General features: G+C 65.1%; 35 protein-coding genes. 13 read left to right on the top strand and 22 right to left on the bottom strand.

The window, feature by feature from the left end:
• The first annotated feature begins 23 nt into the window (after positions 1-23).
• The 12 genes from JF542_RS00795 to JF542_RS00740 all read left to right on the top strand — a co-directional run bounded on the left by JF542_RS00795 (position 24) and on the right by JF542_RS00740 (position 12,549).
• Positions 24-1,265 (top strand): carbohydrate ABC transporter permease, encoded by a 1,242-nt coding sequence (locus JF542_RS00795; protein ID WP_207074375.1) that lies wholly within the window; start codon positions 24-26, stop codon positions 1,263-1,265.
• 106 nt (positions 1,266-1,371) lie between these two features.
• On the top strand, positions 1,372-2,595 hold the full coding sequence (locus JF542_RS00790) for a carbohydrate ABC transporter permease (protein ID WP_207074374.1): 1,224 nt from the start codon (positions 1,372-1,374) through the stop codon (positions 2,593-2,595).
• Between the two features lie 2 nt (positions 2,596-2,597).
• The gene (locus tag JF542_RS00785; RefSeq protein WP_207074373.1) at positions 2,598-3,824 is read left to right on the top strand and encodes an MGH1-like glycoside hydrolase domain-containing protein; all 1,227 of its coding nucleotides are present in this window, start codon (positions 2,598-2,600) and stop codon (positions 3,822-3,824) included.
• An 11-nt stretch (positions 3,825-3,835) separates the two neighbouring features.
• Positions 3,836-4,861: an ABC transporter ATP-binding protein gene (locus JF542_RS00780; protein ID WP_207074372.1), complete on the top strand. Its 1,026-nt coding sequence runs from the start codon at positions 3,836-3,838 to the stop codon at positions 4,859-4,861.
• Positions 4,862-4,989: 128 nt separating this feature from the next.
• Complete coding sequence (crcB, locus tag JF542_RS00775) at positions 4,990-5,367, top strand: fluoride efflux transporter CrcB (protein ID WP_007792678.1); 378 nt, start codon at positions 4,990-4,992, stop codon at positions 5,365-5,367.
• Positions 5,364-6,416: an RluA family pseudouridine synthase gene (locus tag JF542_RS00770; protein WP_007792682.1), complete on the top strand. Its 1,053-nt coding sequence runs from the start codon at positions 5,364-5,366 to the stop codon at positions 6,414-6,416. Before crcB ends, JF542_RS00770 begins: the two co-directional genes overlap by 4 nt.
• 2 nt (positions 6,417-6,418) lie before the next feature.
• Positions 6,419-7,096 carry an HAD-IA family hydrolase gene (locus tag JF542_RS00765; protein WP_207074371.1) on the top strand — a complete coding sequence of 226 codons (678 nt, stop codon included), beginning with the start codon at positions 6,419-6,421 and terminating at the stop codon, positions 7,094-7,096.
• The gene (locus JF542_RS00760; protein ID WP_207074370.1) at positions 7,093-7,806 is read left to right on the top strand and encodes an ATP12 family chaperone protein; all 714 of its coding nucleotides are present in this window, start codon (positions 7,093-7,095) and stop codon (positions 7,804-7,806) included. The genes JF542_RS00765 and JF542_RS00760 overlap by 4 nt, the downstream gene beginning before the upstream one ends.
• Before the next feature lie 200 nt (positions 7,807-8,006).
• On the top strand, positions 8,007-9,026 hold the full coding sequence (locus JF542_RS00755) for an amino acid ABC transporter substrate-binding protein (RefSeq protein WP_007792692.1): 1,020 nt from the start codon (positions 8,007-8,009) through the stop codon (positions 9,024-9,026).
• Between the two features lie 171 nt (positions 9,027-9,197).
• Complete coding sequence (locus JF542_RS00750; RefSeq protein WP_207074369.1) at positions 9,198-10,430, top strand: amino acid ABC transporter permease; 1,233 nt, start codon at positions 9,198-9,200, stop codon at positions 10,428-10,430.
• A 1-nt stretch (position 10,431) separates the two neighbouring features.
• Entirely contained in the window at positions 10,432-11,748 is a 1,317-nt protein-coding gene (locus JF542_RS00745; RefSeq protein ID WP_007792699.1) for an amino acid ABC transporter permease, read from the top strand.
• A 12-nt stretch (positions 11,749-11,760) separates the two neighbouring features.
• On the top strand, positions 11,761-12,549 hold the full coding sequence (locus JF542_RS00740; protein ID WP_040544279.1) for an amino acid ABC transporter ATP-binding protein: 789 nt from the start codon (positions 11,761-11,763) through the stop codon (positions 12,547-12,549).
• Between the two features lie 200 nt (positions 12,550-12,749).
• Here JF542_RS00740 and rpmD read toward each other — a convergent pair whose 3' ends face one another.
• From rpmD to JF542_RS00680, 12 genes are all read right to left on the bottom strand, one after another.
• On the bottom strand, positions 12,750-12,938 hold the full coding sequence (rpmD, locus tag JF542_RS00735) for a 50S ribosomal protein L30 (RefSeq protein ID WP_007792704.1): 189 nt from the start codon (positions 12,936-12,938) through the stop codon (positions 12,750-12,752).
• Positions 12,939-12,943: 5 nt separating this feature from the next.
• Positions 12,944-13,522, bottom strand: a complete 579-nt coding sequence (rpsE, locus tag JF542_RS00730) for a 30S ribosomal protein S5 (RefSeq protein ID WP_007792708.1) — start codon at positions 13,520-13,522, stop codon at positions 12,944-12,946.
• Positions 13,523-13,710: 188 nt separating this feature from the next.
• Complete coding sequence (gene rplR / locus JF542_RS00725; RefSeq protein WP_007792712.1) at positions 13,711-14,070, bottom strand: 50S ribosomal protein L18; 360 nt, start codon at positions 14,068-14,070, stop codon at positions 13,711-13,713.
• 11 nt (positions 14,071-14,081) lie between these two features.
• On the bottom strand, positions 14,082-14,615 hold the full coding sequence (rplF, locus tag JF542_RS00720; protein WP_040544281.1) for a 50S ribosomal protein L6: 534 nt from the start codon (positions 14,613-14,615) through the stop codon (positions 14,082-14,084).
• A gap of 10 nt (positions 14,616-14,625) precedes the next feature.
• On the bottom strand, positions 14,626-15,018 hold the full coding sequence (gene rpsH / locus JF542_RS00715; RefSeq protein WP_007792718.1) for a 30S ribosomal protein S8: 393 nt from the start codon (positions 15,016-15,018) through the stop codon (positions 14,626-14,628).
• Between the two features lie 12 nt (positions 15,019-15,030).
• Positions 15,031-15,336, bottom strand: a complete 306-nt coding sequence (rpsN, locus tag JF542_RS00710) for a 30S ribosomal protein S14 (protein ID WP_007792722.1) — start codon at positions 15,334-15,336, stop codon at positions 15,031-15,033.
• An 11-nt stretch (positions 15,337-15,347) separates the two neighbouring features.
• Positions 15,348-15,908, bottom strand: coding sequence for a 50S ribosomal protein L5 (gene rplE, locus JF542_RS00705; protein WP_007792725.1), 561 nt, complete (start codon positions 15,906-15,908; stop codon positions 15,348-15,350).
• Complete coding sequence (rplX, locus tag JF542_RS00700) at positions 15,901-16,212, bottom strand: 50S ribosomal protein L24 (protein WP_207074368.1); 312 nt, start codon at positions 16,210-16,212, stop codon at positions 15,901-15,903. Before rplX ends, rplE begins: the two co-directional genes overlap by 8 nt.
• A complete protein-coding gene (gene rplN / locus JF542_RS00695; RefSeq protein WP_005854833.1) occupies positions 16,212-16,580 on the bottom strand; it encodes a 50S ribosomal protein L14 in 369 nt (122 codons plus the stop codon). Before rplN ends, rplX begins: the two co-directional genes overlap by 1 nt.
• A 75-nt stretch (positions 16,581-16,655) precedes the next feature.
• Complete coding sequence (gene rpsQ, locus JF542_RS00690; protein WP_007792742.1) at positions 16,656-16,886, bottom strand: 30S ribosomal protein S17; 231 nt, start codon at positions 16,884-16,886, stop codon at positions 16,656-16,658.
• Positions 16,887-16,898: 12 nt separating this feature from the next.
• Complete coding sequence (rpmC, locus tag JF542_RS00685) at positions 16,899-17,105, bottom strand: 50S ribosomal protein L29 (RefSeq protein ID WP_207074367.1); 207 nt, start codon at positions 17,103-17,105, stop codon at positions 16,899-16,901.
• A gap of 265 nt (positions 17,106-17,370) precedes the next feature.
• Positions 17,371-17,991, bottom strand: a complete 621-nt coding sequence (locus JF542_RS00680; protein WP_207074366.1) for a TIGR02466 family protein — start codon at positions 17,989-17,991, stop codon at positions 17,371-17,373.
• Between the two features lie 248 nt (positions 17,992-18,239).
• Between JF542_RS00680 and JF542_RS00675 the strand changes: the two genes are divergently transcribed.
• On the top strand, positions 18,240-19,034 hold the full coding sequence (locus tag JF542_RS00675; RefSeq protein WP_207074365.1) for a hypothetical protein: 795 nt from the start codon (positions 18,240-18,242) through the stop codon (positions 19,032-19,034).
• A 95-nt stretch (positions 19,035-19,129) separates the two neighbouring features.
• Here the strand turns inward: JF542_RS00675 and rplP are convergent, their stop codons facing one another.
• From rplP to tuf, 10 genes are all read right to left on the bottom strand, one after another.
• Entirely contained in the window at positions 19,130-19,543 is a 414-nt protein-coding gene (gene rplP / locus JF542_RS00670; protein WP_007792765.1) for a 50S ribosomal protein L16, read from the bottom strand.
• Positions 19,544-19,556: 13 nt separating this feature from the next.
• On the bottom strand, positions 19,557-20,267 hold the full coding sequence (gene rpsC / locus JF542_RS00665; protein ID WP_007792767.1) for a 30S ribosomal protein S3: 711 nt from the start codon (positions 20,265-20,267) through the stop codon (positions 19,557-19,559).
• Complete coding sequence (rplV, locus tag JF542_RS00660; protein ID WP_007792768.1) at positions 20,267-20,647, bottom strand: 50S ribosomal protein L22; 381 nt, start codon at positions 20,645-20,647, stop codon at positions 20,267-20,269. Before rplV ends, rpsC begins: the two co-directional genes overlap by 1 nt.
• Positions 20,648-20,650: 3 nt before the next feature.
• Positions 20,651-20,929: a 30S ribosomal protein S19 gene (gene rpsS / locus JF542_RS00655; protein ID WP_007792772.1), complete on the bottom strand. Its 279-nt coding sequence runs from the start codon at positions 20,927-20,929 to the stop codon at positions 20,651-20,653.
• A gap of 3 nt (positions 20,930-20,932) precedes the next feature.
• Positions 20,933-21,775, bottom strand: a complete 843-nt coding sequence (rplB, locus tag JF542_RS00650) for a 50S ribosomal protein L2 (protein WP_207074364.1) — start codon at positions 21,773-21,775, stop codon at positions 20,933-20,935.
• A 394-nt stretch (positions 21,776-22,169) separates the two neighbouring features.
• A complete protein-coding gene (locus tag JF542_RS00645) occupies positions 22,170-22,466 on the bottom strand; it encodes a 50S ribosomal protein L23 (RefSeq protein ID WP_008883497.1) in 297 nt (98 codons plus the stop codon).
• Positions 22,463-23,080: a 50S ribosomal protein L4 gene (gene rplD / locus JF542_RS00640; RefSeq protein ID WP_207074363.1), complete on the bottom strand. Its 618-nt coding sequence runs from the start codon at positions 23,078-23,080 to the stop codon at positions 22,463-22,465. Before rplD ends, JF542_RS00645 begins: the two co-directional genes overlap by 4 nt.
• Complete coding sequence (rplC, locus tag JF542_RS00635; protein ID WP_007792788.1) at positions 23,077-23,919, bottom strand: 50S ribosomal protein L3; 843 nt, start codon at positions 23,917-23,919, stop codon at positions 23,077-23,079. Before rplC ends, rplD begins: the two co-directional genes overlap by 4 nt.
• Positions 23,920-23,931: 12 nt before the next feature.
• The gene (gene rpsJ / locus JF542_RS00630) at positions 23,932-24,240 is read right to left on the bottom strand and encodes a 30S ribosomal protein S10 (RefSeq protein WP_007792792.1); all 309 of its coding nucleotides are present in this window, start codon (positions 24,238-24,240) and stop codon (positions 23,932-23,934) included.
• A 181-nt stretch (positions 24,241-24,421) separates the two neighbouring features.
• Positions 24,422-25,597 carry an elongation factor Tu gene (tuf, locus tag JF542_RS00625; RefSeq protein WP_007792858.1) on the bottom strand — a complete coding sequence of 392 codons (1,176 nt, stop codon included), beginning with the start codon at positions 25,595-25,597 and terminating at the stop codon, positions 24,422-24,424.
• Positions 25,598-25,677 lie beyond the last annotated feature (80 nt).

The following is a 25,677-nucleotide window of genomic DNA, read 5'->3' as shown; positions in this document are numbered from 1 at the left end:
GTATCCGCAAGACGAGGGCGAAGATGACCGACGCCACCCCTCCCACCGGCACCGGCCCGCTGGCGAAGCGCGAGGCGCGGCTGGCCTGGGGCCTGCTGTTCCCGACGCTGGCGGCGGTGTCGCTGGTGGTGATCCTGCCGCTGCTGGCAGTATTCTGGATCAGCTTCAAACCGGTGACGCTGGCCGACCTACGCCCGCCGACGCCCATCGTGCGCGAAGACATCCGCGGCGATCTAGAGGCACCGGGCGACGCGGCCACGCTGCGCTATCGGCTGCGCAACTCCTCGCAGGATCAGCCGATCCGCGGCGTCACGCTGAGCGATGCCTGGCCCGATGGGCTGGAGCCGGGCGAGCTCGATCCCGCCTGCGCCATCGCCGACGGACGGCTGGGCTGCGATTTCGGCGACTGGGAAGGCGGCCAGCGGGTGACGCTGCAGATCCCCGTTACCGCCACCGAGACCTATCTCGCGGGCCCGCCGGCCACCGACAGCCCGCCTGCGATGACCGGCAGCGCCACCAACGTGCTGACCAGCTTCGACTTTACCGCCGAGAACTTCGTCCGCGTCTTCGACGGCGACGAGTTCTGGTCCGTGCTGGGGGTGACCCTGTTCTACACCATCTTCGGCACGCTGGGCGCGCTGATCATGGGGCTCTTCGCCGCCATGCTGCTCAACAAGTCCTTCAAGGGACAGGGCATCCTGCGCGGGCTTTACCTGTTTCCCTATGTCGCCCCGGTGATCGCGGTGGCGTTCGCCTGGATCCTGCTCTTCGACCCGTTCTCGGGCTCGGCCAATGCGCTGCTGTTGCAGATGGGCGTGACCTCTCAGGCGATCAACTTCTTCGGCGAGCGCCCTCTGGCGCTGATCATGGTGACCCTGTTCGAGATCTGGCGCTATTTCCCGCTCAGTTTCCTGTTCATTCTCGCCAGGATGCAGTCGATCGACCACGACATGTACGAGGCCGCCGACATGGACGGCGCCTCGCCGTTCCAGAAGTTCTGGTACCTGTCGCTGCCGCAGCTTCTGGGCATCCTGTCGGTGCTGTTCCTGCTGCGCTTCATCTGGACCTTCAACAAGTTCGACGACATCTTCCTGCTCACCGGCGGCAACGCCGGCACGCGGGTGCTGACGGTGAACGTCTACGAGCAGGCCTTCGCGCTGTCGAATATCGGCGCCGGTGCGGCGGTGGCGGTGGTGATCTTCTGCTGCCTGCTGCTGTTCTCGGTGTTCTTCTTCCGGGTGATGAGCCGGGAGGAAGGGTTGTGAGCGTGGCGCGTGTGGCAGGGGTGTGGAGGGGCGCCGCCCCTCTGCCGCCCGGGGGGCGGCATTCACCCCGAGGTATTTTTGAACCAGAGAAGATCGGGGGTGCGGCATGAGACTGCTGCGGCATGGGCTCCTGACCGGGCCGATCCTTGGGGCGCTGTGGTCGCTCGTGGTGGCGACGACGGTGGCGGTGGCCATGAGCCTGTTCACCGGCGACGCCTTCCGCCCGACGCTCTGGGGCGGGCTGCTGGCCGGCGTGGCGCTTGGGCTGGGCTGCCTGCGGTTCGGCGGGCGGCAGCGGCTGCTGGTGCCGCTAGCGGTGGCGCTGGGTCTGCTCGCGCTGAGCGTTGTGGCGGGGATCGGTGCGCTTGAGATCGGCGATGGCAGTGCGCCGCTGGCGGCCTGGACCGGGCGGGTGGCGACGCTGGGCTTCACCGGGCTGGGGCTGTGGCTGATCCTCGAGGAACTGCGCCCCGGCACCATCACCCGGCACGAGTTCGAGGAGGCGGTGATCCGCTTCCTGACCGGCTTTGGCTACATCTTCTTCACCGCGATCGTGCTGATCCCGTTCTACGTCATGGTGATGACCAGCCTGAAGAACCAGTCCGAGCTGATGGCCAACCCGCTCGACTTCACCATCGACCTAAGCCAGGGGGCCGAACTCTTCCGCAGCTATTCCGAGCTGATGACCGAGTACAGCTTCGGCCGCTACCTGTGGACCAGCTTCTACGTCTCGGTGCTCACCGTGCTGATCACCCTGGCCTTTGCCATCCCCGGCGCCTACGCGGTGGCGCGGCTGCGCTTCAGGGGACAGGCGCTGTTCTCGCGCTCGATCCTGCTCATCTACATGGTGCCGATGATCGTGCTCGCGCTGCCGATCTACATCGCGTTTTCCATGACCGGGCTGCGCAACACCATCTTCGGCATCGTGCTGATCTACCCGGTGACCACCATCCCCGTGGCGCTCTACATGCTGCAGGGCTATTTCCGCGGGCTGCCTGCCGAGATCGAGGAGGCCGGGCTGATGGACGGGCTGAGCCGGCTCAAGGTGATCTGGCAGATCACCCTGCCGCTGTCGCTGCCGGCACTGGCGAGCGTGTCGCTCTACGTTTTCATGATCGCGTGGAACGAGTTCCTGCTCGCCTTCATGCTGCTCGACGATCCCTCGAAATACACCCTGACCCGCGGCATTGCCTCGCTGAACTCCTCCGAGGTGCCGCGCCAGCACCTGATGGCGGGCTCGGTGATCGCCACGGTGCCGATCATGGTGCTGTTCCTCGGGCTCGAGCGCTTCATGACCAAGGGGCTCACCGCCGGGTCGGTGAAAGGATGACGATGCGTGACAATCAGGCCCGCGCCATCCTGCGCGGCAACGACCGGGGCGGCTATACCGTGCCCACCGACATGCTCTACCCGTTCCAGTGGAACTGGGACAGCGCCTTCGCGGCGTGGGGCTTCTCCACCTTCGACAGCGACCGCGCTTGGCGCGAGTTCGAGACGCTTTTCGCCGCGCAATGGGCGGACGGCATGGTGCCGCACATGGTGTTCCACGACGAGGCACCGGGCTATTTCCCCGGCCCCGATGTCTGGGGCGCGGGCGGCGACGTGCCGACCTCGGGCATCAGCCAGCCCCCCGTCGCGGCCACGCTGATGCGCATGGTCTGGGAGGCCGATCCGGAGGCGGGCACCGCGCGGCTGCGCGCACTCTATCCGAGGCTTTTGGCGTGGCACCGCTGGTGGATGCAGACCCGTTGCGACAGCGGCGCGGTGGCGGTCTGCCACCCGTGGGAGTCGGGGCGCGACAACTGCCCCGACTGGGACGTCGGCCTCGCCAATGTCGACGGCTCCGGCGCCGGCGATTACGCCCGCCGCGACGCGGCAGAGGTCGACGGGGAACAGCGCCCGACCAAGCTCGAATACGACCGCTACCTCGCGCTTGTGCGCTTCGGCAAGGACTGCGGCTGGGACCAGCAGACCATCGTCGAGCGCTGCCCCTTCCTGATGGCCGACCCCGGCATCACCTTCCTCCTGATCCGCGCCCATGACGACCTCGCAGCCCTCGGCCGGGCGCTCGGAGAGGATGTCTCCGAGATCGAGGGCTGGGCGGCAGAGCTGCGCGCGAGCGTGGAGACGCTGTGGAACCCGGAGCTTCAGAGCTACGACGCGAAGGACCTGCGCAGCGGCGCATGGGCCGGGGTGATCGGCTCGGGCGCGCTGCTGTGCTGGCTGGCGCGCTGCGAGAGGCCCGAGATGGAGGCGCATCTCGCCCGCATGTGGGACGCGGTGACCTACGGCCTGCCCTCGTCGGACCCGGAGGCGCCAAGCTTCGAGCGCAAGCGCTACTGGCGCGGGCCGGTCTGGCCGCAGATGAACGCGCTGATCGGGCTCGGTCTGCTCGGCGCCGGGCGCGACTGGGACGAAGCGCGGCTGCGCGAGGAAACCGCCGCGCTGATCGAGAGCGCGGGCTTCCGCGAGTATTTCGACCCGCTGGATGCCGCCCCGTGCGGCGGCGACAACTTCACCTGGACCGCCGCGGTGTGGCTGGCCTGGGCCGGACGGTAAGGACGACAGACATGGCAAGCATCGAGCTCAAGAGCGTCGAGAAATGGTACGGCGAGGCGCAGGTCATCAAGGGCGTGGACCTCGCCATCGAGGAAGGCGAGTTCGTCATCTTCGTCGGCCCCTCGGGCTGCGGCAAGTCCACGTTGCTTCGGATGATCGCCGGGCTGGAAGAGACCTCGCGCGGGCAGATCCTGATCGGCGGGCGCGACGCCACCGCCGAGCCCCCTGCCCGGCGCGGGCTCGCGATGGTGTTCCAGAGCTACGCGCTCTATCCGCACATGTCGGTGCGCGAGAACATGGGCTTCTCTCTCAAGGCCGCGGGCGTCGCGAAATCCGAGATGGACGCCAAGGTCGACGAGGCGGCGCGCGTGCTGAAGCTTGAGCCATTGCTCGACCGCCGGCCCAAGGACCTGTCGGGCGGCCAGCGCCAGCGGGTGGCGATCGGCCGCTCGATCGTGCGCGATCCCACCGCCTTCCTGTTCGATGAGCCGCTCTCGAACCTCGACGCCGCGCTGCGCGTCGAGATGCGCTACGAGATCGCCAAGCTGCACCAGACGCTGGACGCCACGATGATCTACGTCACCCATGACCAGGTCGAGGCGATGACCCTTGCCGACCGCATCGTGGTGCTGGAAGCCGGCCGCGTCAGCCAGGTCGGCACCCCGCGCGAGCTCTATGAGAAGCCCGGCAACCTCTTCGTGGCGCAGTTCATCGGCTCGCCCAAGATGAACGTCTTCCCCGCCGCCACGCCCGGGCTGACGCTCGAGGCTCCGCTGCCCGCGCAGGCCGAACATTTCGGCATCCGCCCCGAGCACATCACGCTCGCCGAGCCGGGCAGCGGCCAGATCGACGGCACCGTCGACGTGATGGAATATCTCGGCGCCGACACCTACGTGATCGTCGATTGCGGCCCGGCCGGCAAGCTGACCGTCCGCAGCCACGGCGACACCGGGCTCAAACCCGGCCAGCCCTGCGGCCTGATCTTCGAGCCCGGTCAGACCCATCTCTTCGACGCTCAGGGTCTGGCGCTGCGCTGACGCAAGCGCCCCGCCCTTCTCTGGTTACCAAATACCTCGGGGGAGACCGCGCGCTCCGCGCGGGCGGGGGCAGCGCCCTCAACCGGCCCGACCTTGACAAGCGGGCCGCCGCAGGACACATCGCGCCCATGTTCTACACGCTTATACAGGTCGCCGCGGGCGGCGCACTGGGTGCCAGCGGGCGCTATCTCACCGGCGTCGGCATGACCGCGCTGATGGGGCGCAGCTACCCGTGGGGCACGCTGACGGTGAACGTCGTCGGCTCCTTCCTGATGGGCGTGCTGGTGGTCACACTGGCCAACCTCTCGGCCACCCGCTTCGCTCCCTTCCTCGCCATCGGGGTGCTGGGCGGCTTTACCACCTTTTCGAGCTTCTCGCTCGATGCCGTCACCTTGTATGAACGCGGTGAGGTGGCGCTGGCCGCCGGCTATGTCGCCGCCTCGCTGATCCTGTCCATCGCCGCGCTTTTCGCCGGCCTGTTCCTCACCCGGAGTGTCTTCGCATGAGCCGTGTCCAGACCATCACCGTGGGCCCCGGCGACGGCGACCAGCGCCTCGACCGCTGGCTTAAGCGCCAATTCCCGCATCTCCAGCAGGGCCGCATCGAGAAGATGTGCCGCAAGGGCGAGCTGCGGGTCGACGGTGGCCGCTGCAAGGCCGCGACCCGGCTCGAGGTCGGCCAGCAGGTGCGCGTCCCGCCCCTGCCCGAGCCCGGCGAGACCCCGGCACCGGCGGCCAAGCCCAAGGCCACGGTCAGCGATGCCGACGCCAAGATGATCCGCGACGCGGTGATCTACCGCGACGACCACATCATCGCGCTCAACAAGCCCCCGGGCCTGCCGGTGCAGGGCGGCAGCAAGCAGGAGCGCCATGTCGACGGCCTCGCCGAGGCGCTGCGCTTCGACTACGACGAGAAGCCCCGGCTGGTGCATCGGCTCGACAAGGACACCTCAGGCGTGCTGCTGCTGGCCCGCACCCGCGAGATCGCGCAGGCGCTCACCGGTGCGATCCGGCACAAGCAGACCCGCAAGATCTACTGGGCCGTGGTCGCCGGCGTGCCGACGCCCTATCTCGGTGAGATCCGCTTCGGCCTCGTGAAGGCACCGGGCCACGGCAAGTCCGGCGAGGGCGAGAAGATGATCTGCGTGCACCCGCGCGAGATGGACCGCACCCCCGGCGCGAAGCGTGCCCACACGCTCTATGCCACGCTCTACCGCGTGGCAGGCCGCGCCTCGTGGGTGGCCCTCGAGCCGATCACCGGCCGCACCCACCAGCTGCGCGCCCACATGGCCGAGATCGGCCACCCGATCATCGGCGACGGCAAGTATGGAGGCTCCGGGCAGGAGAACCTCGGCGATGGCTGGGGCGCTCAGCTTGGCGGGGTGATCTCGAAGAAGCTGCACCTGCACGCACGCTCGATGACCTTCCTGCACCCGGTGACCAAGAAGCCGGTCACCGTGACCGCCTCGCTGCCCGCGCATATGGCCAACACATGGGAGACGCTCGGCTGGGCCGAGGACATCGCCGCCGACGACCCCTTCGCGGAGCTGCACTGAGCATGTCGCTGCGCCTCGTGATCTTCGATGTCGACGGCACGCTGGTCGACAGCCAGGCCGACATCCTCGCCTCGATGCAGGCCGCCTTCAGCGCCACCGGCCTCACCGTTCCGGCGCGCGAGGAGATTCTCTCCATCGTCGGCCTCTCGCTGCCGCAGGCGATGGCCAGGCTCGCCCCCAAGGCGGACAAGACCGCCCGCGCGGAAATGGTCGAGGCCTACAAGGCCGCCTATCTCGCCCTGCGCGCCGAGAAGGGCACGCCCGACAGCTCGCCGCTCTACCCGCATGTGCGCAAGGTGCTCGACCAGCTTCACGCCGAGCCCGACACGTTGCTTGGGATCGCCACCGGCAAGTCCCGTCGCGGGCTCGACAAGCTGGTCGACGGACACGATATGCGCCCGCTCTTCGTCACCCAGCAATGCGCCGACGACCACCCGTCCAAGCCGCACCCCTCGATGATCGAGGCGGCGCTCTCTGAGACCGGGGTCGAGCCGCATCGCGCCGTGATGATCGGCGACACGAGCTACGACATGGACATGGCCCGTTCCGCCGGCATCCTCGCGATCGGCGTGACCTGGGGCTACCACGACGCCGAGCGGCTGCGCGACGCGCATCTCGTCATCGACGACATCCGCCTGCTGCCCGGCCTTCTGACACAGATCTGGGAGCAGACCGCATGAGCGAATGGGCACCCCGCCGGTTCTATGAGACCGCAACCGCCACGCAAGTCGAGGGTGGCCACGGCATCGCGCTGGACGGCCGCCGGGTGATGACGCCGGGCAAGTCGCCTCTGGTGGTGCCGACCCGCGGGCTGGCCGAGGCCATCGCCGAGGAATGGCAGGCGCAGGGCGAGAAGATCGACCCCAACACCATGCCCTTCACACGCACCGCGAACAGCGCCATCGAGAAGGTTACGCCGCAGCGAGCAGCGGTGGCCGATATGCTGGCCGATTACGGCGACAGCGATCTGCTGTGCTACCGCGCCGACCAGCCCGACGAGCTGGTGCAGCGCCAGTCCGAACGCTGGGACCCGCTGCTCAACTGGGCTGCCGCACGCTTCGGCGCCCGGCTCGAGCCCCGCGCCGGGGTAATCCACGCGCCGCAGGACCCGGGCGCCCTGGCAGCGCTGGCCCGCGAGGCGCATGCGCTCGATGCCTTCGAGCTGGCAGCGTTCCACGACCTCGTGTCACTCACCGGCTCGCTGGTGCTGGGCCTTGCGGCCACCGATCCGGACCACGATCCCGAGGCGCTCTGGGCGCTGTCGCGGCTCGACGAGAGCTGGCAGGAAGAGCTCTGGGGCGTTGACGAAGAGGCAAGCGACGTTGCGGAACGAAAGCGCGCCGCCTTTCTGCACGCGCATAGGTTTTATCGCCTCTGCAACGCTGATTAATCCCGCCGCGCCATCGGATTGACTGCTCAATTAGGCGGCACGTAATGGTGATTTGTCAGGCGGAACGGCTTGACCTCTCAGAAGGAATCCTCCCAAACTCGCGAGCACCAATGGGGGGGAGCACCCATCCTAGGTTATCACGGCCCACGAAGGGCCAATGAACCGGCCCGACAGGGGCTGGAAAACAGGAAGAGGTTAACATGAAGAACACCGTAATCCTTGGCGCGCTGACCGTTGCCGGTCTCGCCGCAGGCGCCGCAAGCGCCGCGACGCTCGACGACGTCAAGGCACGTGGCAATCTGAACTGCGGCGTGTCCACCGGCCTGACCGGCTTCTCGGCCCCCGACGCCAACGGCGTCTGGCAGGGCTTCGACGTCGCCGTCTGCCGTGCCGTTGCAGCCGCCGTCCTCGGCGATCCGATGGCTGTCGAGTTCGTCTCCACCACCGGTCAGACCCGCTTCACCGCGCTGGCCTCGGGCGAGATCGACATGCTGGCCCGCAACACCACCTGGACCTTCTCGCGGGACAACGACCTGAAGTTCGAATTCGTCGGCGTGAACTACTACGACGGCCAGGGCTTCATGATCCCGAAGGAGCTGGGCGTGTCCTCGGCCAAGGAGCTTGATGGCGCCACCGTCTGCATCCAGACCGGCACCACCACCGAGCTCAACCTCGCGGACTTCTTCCGCGTCAACAACATCAACTACGAGCCGGTGCCGATCGAGACCAACGCCGAGGCGCAGCAGCAGTACCTTGCCGGTGCCTGCGACGTCTACACCACCGACGCCTCCGGCCTCGCGGCGACCCGTGCCTCCTTCGAGACCCCCGGCGATCACGTGATCCTGCCTGAAATCATCTCGAAAGAGCCGCTCGGCCCGCTGGTCCGCCACGGCGACAACGAGTGGGGCGACATCGCCCGCTGGACCCTCAACGCGCTGATCGCCGCCGAAGAATACGGCGTCACCTCGGCGAACATCGAGGAACTGTCCTCGGCCCCGACCGACAACCCGGAAATCAACCGACTGCTCGGCACCGAAGGTGAGCTTGGCGCGATGATCGGCCTCGAAGCCGACTGGGCCAAGAAGGCCATCATGGCCAACGGCAACTACGGCGAGATCTTCGAGAAGACCATCGGCGAGAACACCCCGATCGGCCTGTCGCGCGGCCTGAACGCGCAGTGGACCGAAGGCGGCCTGATGTACAGCCCGCCGTTCCGCTGATCGGACGGAAAACACTGGGGCGCGGGGAGACATTCCCGCGCCCTTCCTAACTGACGACAAACAAATCAGACTATCGGTCGAAACGACCAAACTGAGTTCCCGGAGAGGGGCCGGATGCCGGACAAACCGGCGCGACGCCTTGGAAAGAACGGGAACCACCGGGGAGACGACATGACGACGATGACAGACCCGCCGGGGCAGGGCTTCCGGCTGTCGCAGCTTATTTACGACACACGCTACCGCTCGCTCACGATCCAGGTCGTGGCGATGATCGTGCTGATGCTCCTGTTCTCTTGGCTGGTGTCGAACACCATCCACAACCTGCAGACGCTCGGCAAGGATTTCGACTTCGGCTTCCTGACCCAGCCCTCGGGCTACGACATCAACCAGCGCCTGATCGAGTATGACAGCCAGTCCACGCATGGACGGGCGGCCATCGTCGGCATCCTCAACACGTTGCTCGTCGCCGTTCTGGGCTGCGCGCTGGCCACCGTGCTGGGCGTCATCGCCGGCGTGCTGCGCCTGTCCAACAACTGGCTCGTCTCGCGCCTGATGGCGGTCTATGTCGAGGGCTTCCGCAACGTGCCGCTGCTGCTCTGGATCGTGCTGATCTTCGCGCTGATGACCGAAAGCACCCCGGCCCCGCGCGCCTTCCGCGGCGACACGCCAGACGCCTCGATGCTGTTCGACGCCGTGGCGATCACCAACCGCGGCGTCTATGTCCCCGCGATCCATTTCGCCTCGCCCTTCTTCACCAACGGCGCCCTCAACTGGCTTGTCGTTCTGGTGGTGCTTGGCGCCTCGATCTTCGCCATCCAGCGACTGCGCCACTGGGCCACCGAGAAGCAGGAAGCCACCGGCGACCGGCCGACGACCTGGTATCTCATCCTCGGCATCCTGATCCTGCCCACCGGCCTGCTGATGCTGCTGATGGGCGCCTTCCTCGACATGCCCTCGCTGCAGGGCTTCAACTTCGGCGGCGGCATCCACCTGCGCAACTCGCTGATCGCGCTGTGGCTGGCGCTCTCGCTCTATACCGGTGCCTTCATCGCCGAGATCGTCCGCGGCGGCATCCTCGCGGTCAACAAGGGCCAGACCGAGGCCGCCTATGCGCTCGGCATTCGCCCCAGCACCACGATGAATCTCGTGATCCTGCCGCAGGCGTTGCGCGTCATCATCCCGCCGCTGATCTCGCAGTTCCTCAACCTCACCAAGAACAGCTCCCTGGCCATCGCCGTGGGCTACATGGACGTCCGCTCCACCCTCGGCGGCATCACCATCAACCAGACCGGACGTGAGCTCGAGGGCATGCTGCTGCTCGGGTTGTTCTACCTCGTGCTCAGCCTGCTGATCTCGGGCGTGATGAACGTCTACAACGCCTCCGTGAAGCTGAAGGAGCGCTGAGATGAGCGATACACACGCACAGACCGTCGCCTTTGTCCGCGACACCATGGTCGAGGAGCAGGAGCCGCCGCTGTCGCAGTCCGGCGCCTACAAGTGGATCCACGAGAACATGTTCTCGACCCCGCTCAACGTCATCCTGACGGTGGTGTCGCTGTTCGTGATCTGGACCGTGCTGAGCCACCTCCTGCCTTGGGCGGTGATGGGCATCTGGGATGCCGACAGCCTCGCCCAGTGCCGCGAGATCCGAGACGAGATCTACGGCGCCGATGCCTCCGTCGCCTGCTGGGCGGTGATCTCGGAGCGCTGGAACCAGCTGCTCTTCGGATTCTACCCGCCCGAACTCTACTGGCGCCCGGTTCTGGCCTTCGTGCTGTTCCTTGCCGCCATCGCACCGGTGCTCTTCGCCTCGGTGCCGCGCAAGGCACTGTGGTTCTCGGCCGCCGCCCCCTTCGTGCTCTACTGGCTCCTCTGGGGCGGCTCGCTCTGGGGCCCCATCGCCGTGGCAGCGGGCTTTGCCCTCGGTGCCGTGGTCATGCGCTTTGCGGCCCCTGCCCTCGGCGCGCTCGCGGCCGTCCTGCTGGCGATCTTCGTCCCCCTGCTCTACTGGTTCACCCTCAGCGGCCCGCTCGCGGGCGCGCTCAACGCGGTGATCCCGCTCGAGCTCGTCAACGTGCGCTCCAACGACATGGGCGGCTTCATGCTGGCGATGATCATCGGCGTCTCGGGCATCGCCCTGTCGCTGCCCCTGGGCATCGTGCTGGCGCTGGGACGGCAATCGGACCTGTTCATCATCAACAAGTGCTCGGTGATCTTCATCGAGGTGATCCGTGGCGTGCCGCTGATCGTGTGGTTGTTCACCGCTTCGCTGCTGCTGAACTACTTCCTGCCGCCGGGCACCAATTTCGACCTGATGCTGCGGGTCATCATCATGGTGACGCTGTTCTCCTCGGCCTATATCGCCGAGGTGGTCCGCGGCGGTCTGGCGGCGCTTCCCAAGGGCCAGTACGAGGCGGCGGATGCGCTTGGCCTAGACTACTGGAAGTCGATGCGGCTGATCATCCTGCCGCAGGCGCTGAAGATCTCGATCCCCGGGATCGTGAACACCTTCATCGGCCTGTTCAAGGACACCACGCTGGTGGTCTTCATCGGCCTGCTGGACCCGATCGGCCTGTCGAACGCGATCCGCGCCAGCACCGACTGGAACGGCATCTACTGGGAACTCTTCGTCTTCATCGGGCTGTGCTTCTTCATCTTCTGCTTCAGCATGGGCCGCTATTCCCTCTTCCTCGAGAAAAAGCTCCGTCGTGAGCACCGCTAAGGAGACCTGATCATGCAACAACAGGCGACCGAGACCGTCGACCGCAGCCAGATGACCGTCTCCGACGAGGTGGCGATCCAGATCACCAAGATGAACAAGTGGTACGGCAACTTCCACGTACTGCGCGACATCGACCTCACGGTGCATCGCGGCGAGCGCATCGTCATCGCCGGGCCCTCGGGCTCGGGCAAGTCGACGATGATCCGCTGCATCAACCGACTGGAAGAGCATCAGGCGGGCAAGATCGTGGTCGACGGCACCGAGCTCGGCTCGGATCTGAAGAACATCGACAAGATCCGCTCGGAAGTGGGCATGGTGTTCCAGCACTTTAACCTTTTCCCGCACCTGACCATCCTCGAGAACTGCACCCTCGCTCCGATCTGGGTCCGCAAGGTCCCGAAGAAGGAGGCCGAGGCCACGGCGATGCACTTCCTCGAGAAGGTCAAGATCCCCGAGCAGGCGCACAAGTATCCCGGCCAGCTCTCGGGCGGTCAGCAGCAGCGCGTGGCGATCGCCCGCTCGCTGTGCATGAAGCCGCGGATCATGCTCTTCGATGAGCCGACCTCGGCCCTCGACCCGGAGATGATCAAGGAGGTGCTCGACACCATGGTGAGCCTCGCCGAAGAGGGCATGACCATGCTCTGCGTGACCCATGAGATGGGTTTCGCGCAGGCGGTGGCGAACCGGGTGATCTTCATGGATGCGGGCCAGATCGTCGAGCAGAACGAGCCCAAGGCGTTCTTCAACAACCCGCAGCACGAGCGCACCAAGCTGTTCCTCAGCCAGATCCTCGGCCACTGACCCCCCTGCCCCACGGGCACAGACCTCAAAGAAAAAGCCCGTTCCTTCGGACGGGCTTTTTTTCATCCCCGGCGGGGGCCACGGGCCCAAGAATTTTAGCTAAAATTCTTGGGCTGCGCCGGAAGCTCTGCCTCTCAAAGGAAACACGCCCCGGAGAGGGATCTCCGGGGCGTGTCTCAATACTGTCGAAGCGGGGTGCTTCAGCCGCGCTCTTCGACGACCTCGACGAGATGCGGGATCTTGGCGATCATGCCGCGCACCGAGGGGGTGTCCTCGAGTTCGCGGGTCTTGTGCATCTTGTTCAGGCCGAGACCGATGAGGGTCTTGCGCTGGACTTCCGGGCGGCGGATCGGCGAGCCGATCTGCTTCACGACGATGGTTTTAGCCATGGATCTCAGGCCTCCTCAGCGACTTGGCTCGACTCGGCCGGCGCTTCGTCGCGCTTGGGCAGGATGTCGGCCACTTTCTTGCCGCGACGCTGGGCAACGTTGCGCGGCGACTGCTCGCGCTCGAGGCCGGCCAGCGTGGCGCGGATCATGTTGTAGGGGTTTTGCGACCCGATCGACTTGGCGACCACGTCGTGCACGCCCAGCATCTCGAACACAGCACGCATCGGACCACCGGCGATGATACCGGTACCTTGCGGTGCAGTGCGCATCACAACACGGCCAGCGCCGTGACGGCCCTCGACGTCGTGGTGCAGGGTGCGGCCTTCGCGCAGCGGCACGCGGATCATCTTGCGCTTGGCTTGCTCGGTGGCCTTGCGGATGGCCTCGGGGACCTCCTTGGCCTTGCCCTTGCCGAAGCCGACGCGGCCCTTCTGGTCGCCGACGACGACGAGCGCGGCGAAGCCGAAGCGCTTACCGCCCTTCACGGTCTTGGACACACGGTTGATCGCGACCAGGCGATCTGCGAATTCCGGCGTTTCGTCGCGGTCGCGACGGTTGTTCCGGCGATTGTCACGTTCTGCCATCAGGCATTCCTCTGTTCAGGGTCGGCGCGCTGCGGTCCTCGCGGACCGGAGCCACCGGGTTGGTGCAATCCAGGTGAGGCGCAGAAGGCGTCTCCCGGATCATCGAGGCGTTTCCGCCTACAAGAACGGGGCAACCGAAGCTGCCCCGAGAGAGATCGTCGGGCGGGGCCGAACCCCGCCGCGACAGATCAGAGCTTGAGGCCACCCTCGCGGGCCGCGTCGGCCAGAGCCTTGACGCGACCGTGATAGAGGAAGCCGCCACGATCGAAATAGGCTTCTTCCACACCGGCGGCCTTGGCACGCTCGGCGATCAGGGCGCCCACTTTCTGGGCCGCTTCGACGTTGCCCTTGCCGACCACACCGAGATCTTTCTCCATGGTCGAGGCCGAAGCCAAGGTCACGCCACGAACGTCGTCGATCAGCTGGACGCTGATGTTCTTGTTCGAACGGTGCACCGAAAGGCGCACGCGGCCGGCGTTGACCTTGCGAAGCTTGTTCCGGACGCGCAGGCGGCGCTTCTGGAACAGTTGCAGTTTGCTGTTTGCCATTGTCCGCGTCCTTACTTCTTCTTGCCTTCCTTGGCGAAGATGTACTCACCTTTGTAGCGAATACCCTTGCCTTTGTACGGCTCCGGACGGCGCCAGTCGCGGATGTTTGCCGCAACCTGACCGACCTCTTGGGCGTTGTGGCCCTCGACGATGATTTCCGTCGGCTTCGGCGTGGTGACCGTGATGCCCTGCGGAATGTCGAAGTTCACGTCGTGGCTGTAGCCCAGGTTCAGCTTCAGGGTCGAACCCTGGACCTGAGCGCGGTAACCCACGCCCTGGATCTCGAGCTCTTTCTTGAAGGTGTTCTGGACGCCGTGGACCATGTTGGCGACCACGGTGCGGGACATCCCCCACTGCTGACGGGCGCGCTTGGAGTTGCCGCGCGGCGTCACGCTGATGGTGTTGTCCTCGACCGCGATGGTCACATCGTCGGTGGCGGTGAAGGTCTGGGCGCCTTTCGGGCCCTTCACTTCAACGGTCTGGCCGCTGACGGATGCGGAAACACCCGAGGGCAGCTCGACCGGCTTTTTCCCAATACGAGACATGCGTCCCTCCTTAGAATACCGTGCAGAGCACCTCGCCGCCGACATTGGCAGCGCGGGCGTTTGCGTCCGACATCACGCCCTTCGGCGTGCTGACAATCGACACACCCAGGCCCTGACGGACCGAGGGGATGTCCTTCACACCCATGTACACGCGACGGCCGGGCTTGGAGACCCGCTGCAGTTCGCGGATGACCGGGGTGCCATCGAAGTACTTGAGGCTGATCTCGAGGGTCGGGTGGCCGTTCTTGTCGGTCCCGGACTCGTAGCCGCGGATGTAGCCTTCGTCCGCAAGGACGTCGAGCACCCAGGCGCGCAGCTTCGACGCGGGGGTCGACACGACCGACTTGCCGCGAAGCTGCGAGTTGCGGATACGGGTGAGCATATCGCCGATAGGATCGTTCATCTCATACCCTCCTTACCAGCTCGATTTCACGACACCGGGAGCCAGGCCATTGGAACCGAGATCGCGAAGAGCGATACGGCTGACCTTGAGCTTGCGGTAGTATGCGTGGGGACGGCCCGTGAGCTGGCAGCGGTTGTGCAGACGGGTCGGCGAGGAATTGCGCGGCAGCTTCGCCAGCTTCAGGCGGGCCTTGAAGCGCTCTTCCATCGGTTTGCTTTCGTCGGTCGCGATCTCTTTGAGCTCAGCGCGCTTGGCGGCATACTTCTCCACCAGCGCCTGGCGCTTCTTTTCGCGTTCGATCATGGATTTCTTGGCCATGTGTTCGCTCCTCAGGCGTTGAAGGGCATGTTGAAATGCTTCAACAGCGCCTTGGCTTCCGCGTCGGTTGCCGCGGTGGTGGTGATGATGACATCGATGCCCCAGACCTCGTCGACCTTGTCGAACTCGATCTCGGGGAACACGATGTGCTCCTTGATGCCCATGGCAAAGTTGCCACGGCCGTCGAACGACGGCTTCACGCCACGGAAGTCGCGGATGCGGGGCATCGCGATGTTCACCAGGCGGTCAAGGAAATCGTACATCCGGTCACCACGCAGGGTCACCTTGGCACCAAGCGGCATGTCTTCACGAACCCGGAAGCCGGCGATCGACTTCTTGGCTTTCGTGGTGACGGCCAGCTGGCCGGCGATCTTGGTCAGGTCTTCCTGAGCCGATTTCGCCTTCTTGGAGTCGCGCACGGCCTCGGCACCGCAGCCGATGTTCAGGACGATCTTGTCCAGACGCGGGATCTGCATGTCGTTGGTGTAGCCGAACTCTTCTTTCAGAGCGGCCTTGATCGTGTCGCGGAACTGCGTCTTGAGACGCGGGGTATAGGTCGCGGTATCAAGCATCGATCACGTCCCCCGTGGTCTTGGCGAAACGGACCTTCTTGTCGCCTTCCATGCGGAAGCCAACGCGGGTCGGTTTGCCGTTGGCATCGACGATGGCGAGGTTCGACAGGTCGAGGGGCTTCGCCTGCGGCAGACGGCCGCCCTGCGAGTCCTGCGACTGACGGGTGTGACGGATCGCCATGTTCACGCCGCCGACGACGGCCTTGCCGGCCTTCGGATCGACGGATTCGATGGTTCCGGTCTTGCCCTTGTCCTTACCGGCAAGAACGACGACCTTGTCACCTTTTTTCAGCTTGGCAGCCATCAGAGCACCTCCGGAGCGAGCGAGATGATCTTCATGAAGTTCTTCGCACGCAGCTCGCGAACGACCGGCCCGAAGATACGGGTGCCGACCGGCTCGCCCGAGTTGTTCAGGATGACGGCCGCGTTGCGGTCGAAGCGGATGGACGTGCCGTCTTCACGGCGGACTTCCTTGGCGGTGCGCACGACGACGGCCTTGCGGACGTCACCCTTCTTCACGCGGCCGCGCGGAATGGCCTCTTTCACCGAGACGACGATGATGTCGCCGACCGATGCGTAGCGGCGATGCGAGCCGCCGAGGACCTTGATGCACTGAACTTTCCGGGCACCGGAGTTGTCAGCGACATCCAGATTGGTCTGCATCTGGATCATGTGGTTTCTCCCGACCTTTGGGGGTTGTTCTAGGTCTACCCCCCAGGGTTTCGATCAAACTGGGATGTGGGCGGATTACTCCGCGATCACTTCCCAGCGCTTCGTCTTCGACTTAGGCGCGCATTCGATGATGCGGACGCTGTCGCCGACTGCGAACTTGCCCGCCTCGTCGTGAGCGCGGTACTTCTTCGACTTCTTGATGGTCTTCTGCAGCACGGGGTGCTTGAAGCGGCGGACCACCTGGACCGTGACGGTCTGTGCGTTGGCGGTGGAGGTCACGGTGCCTTGCAGGATACGCTTGGGCATGGGGTTAACTCCTTATTCCGCCGAAGCCGCGGACGCGGCTTTCTGGTTCAGCACGGTCTTCACACGCGCCACGTCACGACGGACCTGGCGGATGCGTGCGGTGTTTTCGATGGCTCCGGTGGCCTTCTGGAAGCGGAGGTTGAAGGCCTCCTTCTTCAGGGCCACGAGCTCGTCCCGGAGCTGGTCCGGGGTCTTCGAGCTAAGCTCTTTGGCGTCCATATCGGTCGCTCCTTTGTTGCAACATCACCGGAGAGCCCCGTCGTTACGCGGGTCACCCTGATTCCCGGTGGAGGTGGATGAGCGCGCTCTATAGGCCGGGATCGCGCATAAGGCAAGGGAGAAAGGGCTGCGCGGGCTGGGCGTGGGCAAATCTGCCCCCTGCCCTGCGTCGGCAATCGTCCGCTTCGGGTCGAACCGCTCGGCTCCGCCCGTTCGCACCTCAAACGCTCCCCCGGAGCGTTTGCCGGCTACGCCGAACCGGTGCTCACTCCCACTTGTAGTTGAAGCTCACCGAGATGCGCTCGTCCTCCGCCGTGTTGGGCGGCACCTCGTGGCGCAGCCACGACTCCCAGAGCAGCACGTCGCCCACCGCCGGGGCCTCGTAGACGAAGGTCTTCAGCTCCTCGCGGCAACCCTTGCGGCGGGCGGGCGCAGCCATCATGAAACCCAGCCGCGGATCCTCGAGCTTCAGCGCCGAGGTGCCGTCGGGCATCGACACATAGGTGGTGCCGGAGATTACCGAATGCGGGTGGATGTGCGAGGAATGCGTGCCCCCCTCGGGCAGGATGTTGATCCAGATGTCCTCGACCACCAGCTTCTTGTCGCCGAGATCGAACTCGAGATCCTCGGCAAAGGCCGCCACATGCTTGTCGAGCGCCTCGACCAGAGCGGCAAAGATCGGGAAGCGCCACGGCAGGTCGGTCAGCGAGGCATAGGAGGTGTAGCCCGGGTAGTTGTTCTCGTCGCACCATTCCTGCCCCGCCTCGTCATCCTCGGCGATGGACCAGCACGAGGCCTCGAGCTCGTCGAAATCGATGGCAGGCGCCTGCTCGGAGAGCGGGGCGCGGTAGAGGCGGGTCGCGAAGAGAGAACGGATCTGGGTCATGCCCCGCTCATAGCGCGAGTCGCGGAAACTGGCGAGAGGCAAGCTTTTGTTAAGAGCTCGCTGCCATGCTGACGGACAGGTCACAGATGCCACTCACGGCCTTGCCTCCTTCAGGCGCTCTCTCTGTGGCCGGGCCGTCAGACCGGCCTGGCCACCGCTCACGAACGACTGCGCCATCACTGCGCGCGGTCACACACTGCCATCCCGTTCTGCCACCAGCTTGGCAGTCGAATATGGACGAGGTCAGAATGACCCTCCTGCGCACGCTTCTGGCGCTGTCGATGCTGCTCGCCCCGCTGCCGGGCTCAGCTGCGGCGTTCCTGCCACTTCAAGATGGCGGGCAACCGCTCCTGCAACAGGGTCGGCCCCTATTCGCCCCTCCGGCGACCGATACCGGGCGGCATATCTCCGCGGGCGTGCCCCCACCGGTCGCGCCGCGCCCTCCTCCTGGCGGCGTCCCCCTTGCCAACCTCGGGACGGCGAGCCTGTTTGCAGGTCGCCGCGAAGGGGGGCTCTTCGCCCCCGTCGCCCCTCGCGCCGCCCCCCGGCTTCTTGGCCCCGTCACCGGCATCGCGGCGCATCTGCGCAATGTCATCGCCCTGGCCGAGGCCGGTGCCGCGGGCTATGACGCCGTGCAGCACGGGGCCCGCATCCGCCCGCCCAGGGCGCCGACGCGCATGACGCTGGCTGACATCTTCCAGTGGATCGCGGACACCCCCGGGCAGCCCCATGCAATCGGGCGCTACCAATTCATCCCCGATACGCTGCGCATGCTCGTTGGGCGCGCAAATCTTCCGCGCAGCACCCGGTTCTCGCCGCAGGTCCAGGACCGCCTCGCCGACCTGCTGCTGCTCGATGCGGGGCTGGGTGAGCTACAGGCGGGCACGATCAGCCGCACGCGCTTCATGAACAACCTCGCGCAGATCTGGGCCGGGCTGCCGACTTCCAGCGGCCGATCGCATTACCATGGCTATGCCGGCAACAAGGCAACCATGAGCTGGGCGCGCTTTGATCGGGAAGTATCGCGCGTGCTCCCGGATTAGCCCCCTGCCCCGCCGAGAGCACCCCAAACGAAAAGACCCCCGCCGATCGCTCGGCGGGGGTCTCGATCTTTTCTCAAGCGCGGAAGCGCCCGATCTTACCAGTCTTCGCGAACGACGACGCGGGTCTTGATCGGCAGCTTCATCGCGGCAAGGCGCAGAGCTTCGCGTGCGACATCTTCGGCAACGCCGTCGATCTCGAACATCACGCGGCCCGGCTTGACCTTGCAGGCCCAGTAATCGACCGAGCCCTTACCCTTACCCATCCGGACTTCGGTGGGCTTCGAGGTCACCGGGGTATCCGGGAAGATCCGGATCCAGACACGGCCCTGACGCTTCATGTGACGCGTCATGGCACGACGGGCTGCCTCGATCTGGCGCGCGGTGACGCGCTCGGGCTGAAGAGCCTTGAGACCGTAATGACCAAAGTTCAGATCAGAGCCGCCCTTGGCTTCACCCTTGATCCGGCCTTTGAACATCTTGCGGAATTTTGTGCGTTTCGGTTGCAGCATCAGTCAAACTCCCTCAGCGACGGCCGCCCATGGCGCCGCGCGGAGCCGGACCGTCCTGGATTTCCTGCGACTTGCGATCGCGGGCAGCCGGGTCGTGCTCCATGATTTCGCCTTTGAAGATCCAGACCTTGATCCCGATGATACCATAGGGGGTCGTGGCTTCGACGTTGGCGTAATCGATATCGGCGCGCAGGGTGTGCAGGGGCACACGGCCTTCGCGATACCACTCGGTACGGGCGATCTCGGCACCGCCGAGACGACCAGCGACGTTCACACGGATGCCGAGGGCACCCATGCGCATGGCGTTCTGCACCGCGCGCTTCATGGCACGACGGAACGACACACGACGCTCGAGCTGCTGCGCGATGCTCTCACCCACGAGGCGGGCGTCAAGCTCGGGCTTGCGCACCTCGACGATGTTGAGGTGCAGCTCGCTGTCGGTCATGCTCGCCAGCTTCTTGCGCAGGACTTCGATGTCCGCGCCTTTCTTGCCGATGATCACGCCCGGACGTGCGGTGTGAACGGTCACGCGGCACTTCTTGTGCGGACGCTCGATGATCACACGTGCGACGCCGGCCTGCTTGCACTCTTCGTGGATGAACTCGCGGATCGCGATGTCTTCCAGAAGCAGGTCGCCGTAATCCTTGGTGTCAGCGTACCAACGGCTGTCCCAGGTGCGGTTGACCTGAAGACGCATGCCGATCGGATTGGTCTTGTTACCCATTAGGCTTGCTCCTCGATCTGACGCACCTTGATGGTGAGTTCCGAGAACGGCTTGTTGATGCGGCCAAAGCGGCCACGGGCACGGGGGCGCCCGCGCTTCATCACAAGGTTCTTGCCCACGTAAGCCTCGGCGACGACAAGCTCGTCGACGTCCAGACCGTGGTTGTTCTCGGCGTTCGCGATAGCGGACTGAAGGCACTTCTTCACGTCCACGGCGATCCGCTTCTTCGAGAAGGTCAGGTCCGTGAGGGCCTTTTCCACCTTCTTGCCACGGATCAGCGCGGCCACCAGGTTCAGCTTCTGCGGCGACGTGCGCAGCATGCGCAGCTTGGCCATTGCCTCGTTGTCCGCCACGCGGCGGGGATTCTTATCCTTGCCCATGGCTTACTTCCTCTTGGCTTTCTTGTCGGCCGCGTGCCCGTAGTAGGTGCGGGTCGGCGAGTATTCACCGAATTTCTGACCGATCATGTCTTCGGTAACCAGCACGGGAACGTGCTTCTGGCCGTTGTAGACGCCAAACGTCAGGCCCACGAACTGGGGCAGGATCGTCGAGCGGCGCGACCAGATTTTGATGACTTCGTTCTTGCCGCCTTCGCGTACCTTCTCGGCCTTTTTCAGGACGTAGGCATCAACGAAAGGGCCTTTCCATACAGAGCGCGACATATGTTAGCGACCCTTCTTCTTGGCGTGACGCGAGCGGACGATGAGCTTCTGCGACGCCTTGTTGGTGTCGCGGGTCCGCTTGCCCTTGGTCGGCTTGCCCCAAGGCGTCACCGGGTGACGACCACCGGAGGTCCGGCCTTCACCACCACCGTGCGGGTGGTCGATCGGGTTCATCACGACGCCGCGGACGCTCGGACGCTTGCCCATGTGGCGTACGCGACCGGCTTTACCGAGGTTCTGGTTGCTGTTGTCGGGGTTCGACACGGCACCGACGGTGGCCATGCATTCCTGACGCACCAGACGCAGCTCGCCCGAGGACAGACGGATCTGGGCGTAGCCACCGTCACGGCCGACGAACTGGGCATAGGTGCCCGCGGCGCGTGCGATCTGACCGCCCTTGCCCGGCTTCAGCTCGATGTTGTGCACGATGGTACCGATCGGGAGGCCCGAGAACGGCATCGCATTGCCCGGCTTGATGTCAGCCTTGACCGAGGCGACGATCTTGTCACCGATGGCCAGACGCTGCGGCGCCAGGATGTAGGCCTGCTCACCGTCATCATACTGGATGAGAGCGATAAAGGCGGTACGGTTGGGGTCGTATTCGATGCGAACGACGATGCCGTTCACGTCAAACTTGTTGCGCTTGAAATCGACGATCCGGTAGAGACGCTTCGCGCCACCGCCGCGGCGGCGTGCAGTGATCCGTCCGGTGTTGTTCCGGCCGCCCGATTTCGTCAGACCCTCGGTGAGGGCCTTGACGGGACGTCCTTTGTACAGCTCCGAACGGTCGATCAGCACCAGCCCGCGCTGGCCCGGCGTCGTCGGTTTGTACGACTTGAGTGCCATGCTTCTGTCTTCCGTTTGCAGAACGGGTGAAACGGGTCCACCCTATGTGAAAGCCCCCTCGATCCCGGATGGATCCGCAGGTGGCCGATGGTGTAGGCCCCCGAAGGTGCCTGGTTAGATGCCCGGCGAATGCGTGGAACGGATCAGCGTGGGCAAAACGCGAAGCCCCGGACGAATCCGGGGCCTGAGCGGATGGGGTCGTTTAGGAGATCCACCGCGAGAGGTCAAGGCCCGTCGCGAGGTCCGTCCAAGCCAGCGCTCCGGTTCTCTCGAGCCCCCTGCCCCCGGTGTCGCCGTGCCGAGCAAACCCGGTCATTCCAGCCCCCCCTGTCATGCAGAAAGGCCCCCGGTTTCCCGGGGGCCTTTGCCATGTCATGCAATCGCTGTGAGACGATCAGAGGCCGGTCGACACGTCGATCGTGTTGCCCTCTTCGAGGGTCACGTAGGCCTTCTTCACGTCGTTCCGGCGGCCGATCTGGCCACGGAAGCGCTTCACCTTGCCCTTGGTGATGGTGGTGTTCACGGCCTTGACCTTGACACCGAAGAGCGCCTCGACGGCCTCTTTCACCTGGGGTTTGGTTGCGTCGATCGACACTTCGAAGACAACCGCGCCGTTCTCGGACGCCATGGTCGACTTCTCGGTGATGATCGGCTTGCGGATCACGTCGTAATGTTCGGGCTTCGCACTCATTTCAGTCGAGCCTCCAGAGCTTCGACACCCGCCTTCGTGAGCACCAGGGTGTCACGCTTGAGGATGTCATACACGTTGGCACCCACGCTGGGCAGCACGTCGAGGCCGTCGATGTTCGCCGCAGCGCGAGCGAAGTTCTCGTTGACCTCGGCACCGTCGATGACCAGAGCCCGCTTCCAGCCGAGGTTCTTGACCTGGCTTGCGAGGGTCTTGGTCTTGCCGTCGGCGTCGGCGTTCTCGATGATCACGAGGCTGCCGGCTTTCGCCTTGGCGGACAGTGCGAGCTTGAGGCCCAGCTGACGGACCTTCTTGGGAAGGTCGTGGGCGTGGCTGCGCGGGGTCGGACCCTTGTAGATACCACCCTTGCGGAAGATCGGCGCCTTGCGGGAGCCGTGGCGTGCGCCGCCGGTGCCCTTCTGGCGATAGATCTTCTTGGTCGAGTAGCTCACTTCCGAGCGGGTCTTGACCTTGTGGGTGCCAGCCTGCGCCTTGTTGCGCTGCCAGCGGACCACGCGGTGCAGGATGTCGGCGCGCGGCTCGAGATCGAAGATCTCGTCCGTCAGCTCGACTTCGCCCGCGGCACCGCCGTCGAGTTTGATCACGTCGAGTTTCATTCGTCGCCTTCCTTCTTCTCGGCCTCGATCTCCGCCTCGGCGGCTTTCAGGGCCTCTGCTTCGGCTGCGGCCTGCTCTGCGGCTGCTGCTTCGGCTGCTGCGGCTTCCTCGGCTGCGGCCTGTGCGGCGGCTTCCTCGGCGGCTTTCGCGGCTTCCTCAGCGGCGGACTTCAGGGCGGCGGGCAGAATGGCGTTCTCGGGGAACGGCTTCTTGACCGCGTCCTTGATCGTCACCCAGCCACCCTTGGAGCCCGGAACCGCGCCCTTGATCATGATGAGGCCGCGCGATGCGTCGGTCTTCACAACCTGCAGGTTCTGCGTGGTGACACGGACGGCACCCATGTGGCCGGCCATCTTCTTGCCTTTGAAGACCTTGCCCGGGTCCTGACACTGACCGGTCGAACCGTGCGAACGGTGCGAAATCGACACACCGTGCGTGGCGCGCAGGCCGCCGAAGTTGTGCCGCTTCATGGCACCGGCGAAGCCCTTACCGATGGTCGTGCCGGACACGTCCACGAACTGGCCTTCGAAGTAATGGTCAGCGGTGATTTCCTCACCGACGCCGATCAGGTTCTCGGCATCGACGCGGAATTCCGCGATCTTCCGCTTCGGCTCCACCTTGGCGATGGCGAAATGGCCACGCATCGGCTTGGAGACGTTCTTTGCCTTGACCGAGCCCGCGCCGAGCTGAACGGCGGTGTAGCCGTCCTTGTCGCTGGTCCGCTGGGCGACGACCTGACAACCGTCGAGTTGGAGAACGGTCACAGGAACCTGCTTGCCGTCTTCCAGGAAAAGCCGGGTCATGCCGACTTTCTTTGCGATCACTCCAGAGCGCATCATGAGTTGCTCTCCTTACACCTTGATCTCGACATCCACGCCGGCGGCGAGGTCGAGCTTCATGAGCGCGTCCACCGTCTGCGGGGTCGGATCGACGATGTCGAGCAGCCGCTTGTGGGTGCGGATCTCGAACTGGTCGCGGGATTTCTTGTTCACGTGGGGGCCACGCAGAACGGTGAATTTTTCGATCTTGTTCGGCAGCGGGATCGGCCCGCGCACCTGCGCGCCCGTCCGCTTGGCGGTGTTCACGATTTCCTGCGTCGAAGCATCGAGGACGCGGTAATCGAACGCCTTGAGCCGGATGCGAATGTTCTGGCTTTGCATGTTCGGTCTGCCTTTACATAGGCGTGAGAGTTGAGAGGAGGAGACAGGACCATCCCGCCCCCTCTTCGAACCCGTTCGGGCGCGGCCGAGGCCCCTGCCCTAAGACATGATGGGTGCCGAAGCACCCATCAGAATTCCAAGCTGGCGCGCCGGATAAGGCCGGACGCGCCTGCTGTCAAGATCACTCGATGATCTTGGAGACGACGCCGGAGCCGACGGTACGGCCGCCTTCGCGGATGGCGAAGCGGAGGCCGTCTTCCATGGCGATCGGGGCGATCAGCTCAACCGCGAACTTCAGGTTGTCGCCGGGCATGACCATCTCGGTGCCCTCGGGGAGGGTCACGGTGCCGGTCACGTCGGTGGTCCGGAAGTAGAACTGCGGACGGTAGTTCGCGAAGAACGGCGTGTGACGGCCACCTTCTTCCTTGGTCAGGATGTAGACCTCGGCTTCGAACTTGGTGTGCGGCTTGACCGAACCCGGCTTGCAGAGAACCTGGCCACGCTCGACGCCTTCACGGTCGATGCCGCGCAGAAGGGCGCCGATGTTGTCGCCGGCTTCACCGCGATCGAGCAGCTTGCGGAACATCTCGACACCGGTGCAGGTGGTCTTCTTGGTGTCGCGGATGCCGACGATTTCCAGTTCGTCGCCGACGTTCACGACGCCACGCTCGACACGGCCGGTCACAACGGTGCCGCGGCCCGAGATCGAGAACACGTCTTCGATCGGCATCAGGAACGGCTGGTCGACAGCGCGCTCGGGCTGCGGGATGTACTCGTCCACGGCAGCCATCAGTTCCTTGATCTTGTTCTCGCCGATTTCCGGATCACGGCCTTCCATCGCCGCGAGAGCGGAGCCCGCGATGATCGGAATGTCGTCGCCCGGGAAGTCGTACTCGGAGAGCAGCTCGCGGACTTCCATCTCGACGAGCTCGAGGAGCTCCTCGTCGTCCACCTGGTCGACCTTGTTCAGGAACACGACCATGGCGGGGATGCCCACCTGGCGGCCCAGAAGGATGTGCTCGCGGGTCTGCGGCATCGGGCCGTCAGCTGCGTTCACAACCAGGATCGCGCCGTCCATCTGGGCAGCACCGGTGATCATGTTCTTCACGTAGTCGGCGTGGCCGGGGCAGTCGACGTGCGCGTAGTGACGGTTCTCGGTCTCGTACTCCACGTGCGCGGTCGAGATCGTGATGCCGCGGGCTTTCTCTTCCGGCGCGCCGTCGATCTGATCGTAGGCGCGGAAGTCACCGAAGTACTTCGTGATCGCCGCCGTCAGCGTCGTCTTGCCGTGGTCAACGTGACCGATCGTGCCGATGTTGCAGTGCGGTTTGCCGCGCTCAAACTTTTCCTTTGCCATGCGAAAGGCTCCTTTTTCTGTCAGGTGGTGGGCATTTAGCCCACCCTACGGTGGTGGGTAGGGCGGGGACCGGCCCCGCC

Origin of the sequence: Salipiger bermudensis, from assembly GCF_017309175.1 — a bacterium.
In the GTDB taxonomy this organism is placed as follows: Bacteria; Pseudomonadota; Alphaproteobacteria; order Rhodobacterales; family Rhodobacteraceae; genus Salipiger; species Salipiger bermudensis.
Note: the sequence above shows the minus strand (reverse complement) of the source record. Positions and strands in the feature narration are given on the sequence as shown.